Source organism: Stenotrophomonas sp. PS02297, from assembly GCF_029959705.1.
GTDB lineage: Bacteria > Pseudomonadota > Gammaproteobacteria > Xanthomonadales > Xanthomonadaceae > Stenotrophomonas > Stenotrophomonas nitritireducens.
Genome location: NZ_JASCOS010000192.1, coordinates 1 through 4,352, shown reverse-complemented (window position 1 = coordinate 4,352; position 4,352 = coordinate 1). Strand labels below are relative to the sequence as shown.

The following is a 4,352-nucleotide window of genomic DNA, read 5'->3' as shown; positions in this document are numbered from 1 at the left end:
CGCGAACACAGGTGCTGCATGGCTGTCGTCAGCTCGTGTCGTGAGATGTTGGGTTAAGTCCCGCAACGAGCGCAACCCTTGTCCTTAGTTGCCAGCACGTAATGGTGGGAACTCTAAGGAGACCGCCGGTGACAAACCGGAGGAAGGTGGGGATGACGTCAAGTCATCATGGCCCTTACGGCCAGGGCTACACACGTACTACAATGGTAGGGACAGAGGGCTGCAAGCCGGCGACGGTAAGCCAATCCCAGAAACCCTATCTCAGTCCGGATTGGAGTCTGCAACTCGACTCCATGAAGTCGGAATCGCTAGTAATCGCAGATCAGCATTGCTGCGGTGAATACGTTCCCGGGCCTTGTACACACCGCCCGTCACACCATGGGAGTTTGTTGCACCAGAAGCAGGTAGCTTAACCTTCGGGAGGGCGCTTGCCACGGTGTGGCCGATGACTGGGGTGAAGTCGTAACAAGGTAGCCGTATCGGAAGGTGCGGCTGGATCACCTCCTTTTGAGCATGACAGCATCGCCTGTCAGGCGCCCTCACAAGAGACCTGCATTCAGAGTTCTGCACCGGCAGCCGGTGTGGAGAAGTCCCATTTTGGGGCCTTAGCTCAGCTGGGAGAGCACCTGCTTTGCAAGCAGGGGGTCGTCGGTTCGATCCCGACAGGCTCCACCACTAAGCTTTGACAGAACATTGGGTCTGTAGCTCAGGTGGTTAGAGCGCACCCCTGATAAGGGTGAGGTCGGTGGTTCGAGTCCTCCCAGACCCACCACTCTGAATGATTGGCGCATACGAAAGAATTGATTGGTTGCGGCATTGTGGCCGTGTCCTGTTCTTTTAAAACTTGTGACGTAGCGAGCGTTTGAGATGTCTATCTTGACGTGTCGTGAGGCTAAGGCGAGAGACGCAAGTCTCTTTATTAATTGAGTCGTTATATTCGTGTCCGGGCTTTGTACCCCTGGACATCAGATAACCCAAGGCAACTTGCGGTTATATGGTCAAGCGAATAAGCGCACACGGTGGATGCCTTGGCGGTCAGAGGCGATGAAGGACGTGGCAGCCTGCGAAAAGTGTCGGGGAGCTGGCAACAAGCTTTGATCCGGCAATGTCCGAATGGGGAAACCCACCGCTTCGGCGGTATTGCATGGTGAATACATAGCCATGCAAGGCGAACCCGGTGAACTGAAATATCTAAGTAACCGGAGGAAAAGAAATCAACCGAGATTCCCTGAGTAGCGACGAGCGAACGGGGAACAGCCCTTAAGCTGGTATGGTTCTAGAAAAACGGTCTGGAAAGGCCGGCCATAGAAGGTGATAGCCCTGTATTTGAAAGGGCCATTCCAGTGAAGACGAGTAGGGCGGGGCACGTGAAACCCTGTCTGAACATGGGGGGACCATCCTCCAAGGCTAAATACTACTGACCGACCGATAGTGAACCAGTACCGTGAGGGAAAGGCGAAAAGAACCCCGGAGAGGGGAGTGAAATAGAACCTGAAACCGTGTGCGTACAAGCAGTAGGAGCTCGAAAGAGTGACTGCGTACCTTTTGTATAATGGGTCAGCGACTTACTGTTCGTGGCAAGCTTAACCGTATAGGGGAGGCGAAGGGAAACCGAGTCTGATAAGGGCGCATAGTCGCGGGCAGTAGACCCGAAACCGGGTGATCTAGTCATGCCCAGGGTGAAGGTGCGGTAACACGCACTGGAGGCCCGAACCCACTCCCGTTGCAAAGGTAGGGGATGAGGTGTGATTAGGAGTGAAAAGCTAATCGAACCCGGAGATAGCTGGTTCTCCTCGAAAGCTATTTAGGTAGCGCCTCATATGTATCCTCTCGGGGGTAGAGCACTGTTATGGCTAGGGGGTCATCGCGACTTACCAAACCATTGCAAACTCCGAATACCGAGACGGACTGTATGGGAGACACACGGCGGGTGCTAACGTCCGTCGTGAAAAGGGAAACAACCCAGACCCACAGCTAAGGTCCCAAATTTTGTGCTAAGTGGAAAACCATGTGGAAAGGCACAGACAGCCAGGAGGTTGGCTTAGAAGCAGCCACCCTTTAAAGAAAGCGTAATAGCTCACTGGTCGAGTCGGTCTGCGGGGAAGATTTAACGGGGCTAAGCACAGAACCGAAGCTTGGGGTGCATAACTTTGTTATGCGCGGTAGAGGAGCGTTCCGTAAGCCTGCGAAGGTGGATTGAGAAGTCTGCTGGAGGTATCGGAAGTGCGAATGCTGACATGAGTAACGATAATGCGGGTGAAAAACCCGCACGCCGAAAGCCCAAGGTTTCCTTGCGCAACGTTAATCGGCGCAGGGTGAGTCGGCCCCTAAGGCGAGGCAGAAATGCGTAGTCGATGGGAAGCAGGTTAATATTCCTGCACCTCGCGTAAGTGCGATGGAGGGACGGAGAAGGTTAGGTGTACCAGGCGTTGGTTGTCCTGGGGAAAGGCGGTAGGTTTGGATCTTTGGCAAATCCGGGATCCTTTAAGACCGAGCACCGAGACGAGTCTTTAAGACGAAGTCACTGATACCACGCTTCCAGGAAAAGCTCCTAAGCTTCAGCTTACGCAGACCGTACCGTAAACCGACACAGGTGGGTAGGATGAGAATTCTCAGGCGCTTGAGAGAACTCGGGTGAAGGAACTAGGCAACATGGCACCGTAACTTCGGGAGAAGGTGCACCATTGCCGGTGGCCCATGCGGGCTATAGCTGGTGATGGTCGAAGTGACCAGGCCGCTGCGACTGTTTATCAAAAACACAGCACTCTGCAAACACGAAAGTGGACGTATAGGGTGTGACGCCTGCCCGGTGCTGGAAGGTTAATTGATGGGGTCAGCCGCAAGGCGAAGCTCTTGATCGAAGCCCCAGTAAACGGCGGCCGTAACTATAACGGTCCTAAGGTAGCGAAATTCCTTGTCGGGTAAGTTCCGACCTGCACGAATGGCGTAACGACAGCGGCGCTGTCTCCACCCGAGACTCAGTGAAATTGAAATCGCTGTGAAGATGCAGCGTTCCCGTGGCAAGACGGAAAGACCCCGTGAACCTTTACTATAGCTTTACACTGAACGTTGAGTTCGTCTGTGTAGGATAGGTGGGAGGCTATGAAACTGTGGCGCTAGCTGCAGTGGAGCCATCCTTGAAATACCACCCTGTCGTGCTTGACGTTCTAACCTAGGCCCGTTATCCGGGTCGGGGACCGTGTATGGTGGGTAGTTTGACTGGGGCGGTCTCCTCCTAAAGAGTAACGGAGGAGCTCGAAGGTACGCTCAGCGCGGTCGGACATCGCGCACTGTGTGCAAAGGCATAAGCGTGCTTGACTGCAAGATCGACGGATCAAGCAGGTAGGAAACTAGGACTTAGTGATCCGGTGGTTCTGTATGGAAGGGCCATCGCTCAACGGATAAAAGGTACTCCGGGGATAACAGGCTGATACCGCCCAAGAGTTCATATCGACGGCGGTGTTTGGCACCTCGATGTCGGCTCATCACATCCTGGGGCTGTAGTCGGTCCCAAGGGTATGGCTGTTCGCCATTTAAAGTGGTACGCGAGCTGGGTTCAGAACGTCGTGAGACAGTTCGGTCCCTATCTGCCATGGGCGTTGGAAGTTTGAGAGGGGCTGCTCCTAGTACGAGAGGACCGGAGTGGACGAACCTCTGGTGTTCCGGTTGTCACGCCAGTGGCATTGCCGGGTAGCTATGTTCGGAAGCGATAACCGCTGAAAGCATCTAAGCGGGAAGCGCGCCTCAAGATGAGACTTCCCGGGGCACAAGCCCCCTGAAGGAACCATGTAGACTACGTGGTTGATAGGTCAGGTGTGTAAGCGCGGCAACGCGTTGAGCTAACTGATACTAATGATCCGTGTGGCTTGACCATATAACCTCAAGTTGCCTTGGCCGACATGACATGTCGATAGACCCAAGTGCACGCTACGTCACAAGAACCTACGAGAGGCTGGCGCTTCATCCAGTACAACGGATAGCGACCCTCCAACCCTCTCCCTGGTGAAATTAGCGCTGTGGAACCACCCGATCCCATCCCGAACTCGGAAGTGAAACGCAGCTGCGCCGATGGTAGTGTGGCTCAAGCCATGCGAGAGTAGGTCATCGCCAGGGTTTTTATCCCCAAACCCCCGCTGCTCACGCAGCGGGGGTTTGCTTTTGTGCCGCATCGAAAACGACGATGACGCAGACACCCCATCCCCCAACAACAACGGCGCCCAGCGGCGCCGTTGCTGTTTACCGCGCCCCCAAGATCAGCGCTGGTGCCGCCGTTGCCCGGCCGCAATCGCCCAGCGCGCGGCAAGGTTCGGCGCCGTGATGCACACCGCCTCCTCGCTCACCGTCGTCACCGC

The 4,352-nt window shown here is 55.1% G+C and carries 2 tRNA genes and 3 rRNA genes; all 5 read left to right on the top strand.

Going from position 1 to position 4,352, the window contains the following annotated elements:
* A 16S ribosomal RNA gene (locus QMX80_RS18560) occupies positions 1 to 508 on the top strand; the annotation flags it as partial.
* A gap of 91 nt (positions 509 to 599) precedes the next feature.
* Positions 600 to 675: transfer RNA gene (locus tag QMX80_RS18555), tRNA-Ala, on the top strand.
* Positions 676 to 695: 20 nt separating this feature from the next.
* Positions 696 to 772: transfer RNA gene (locus tag QMX80_RS18550), tRNA-Ile, on the top strand.
* 224 nt (positions 773 to 996) lie between these two features.
* Positions 997 to 3,874: ribosomal RNA gene (locus tag QMX80_RS18545) — 23S ribosomal RNA — on the top strand.
* Positions 3,875 to 3,998: 124 nt separating this feature from the next.
* Positions 3,999 to 4,113, top strand: a 5S ribosomal RNA gene (gene rrf, locus QMX80_RS18540).
* Positions 4,114 to 4,352 lie beyond the last annotated feature (239 nt).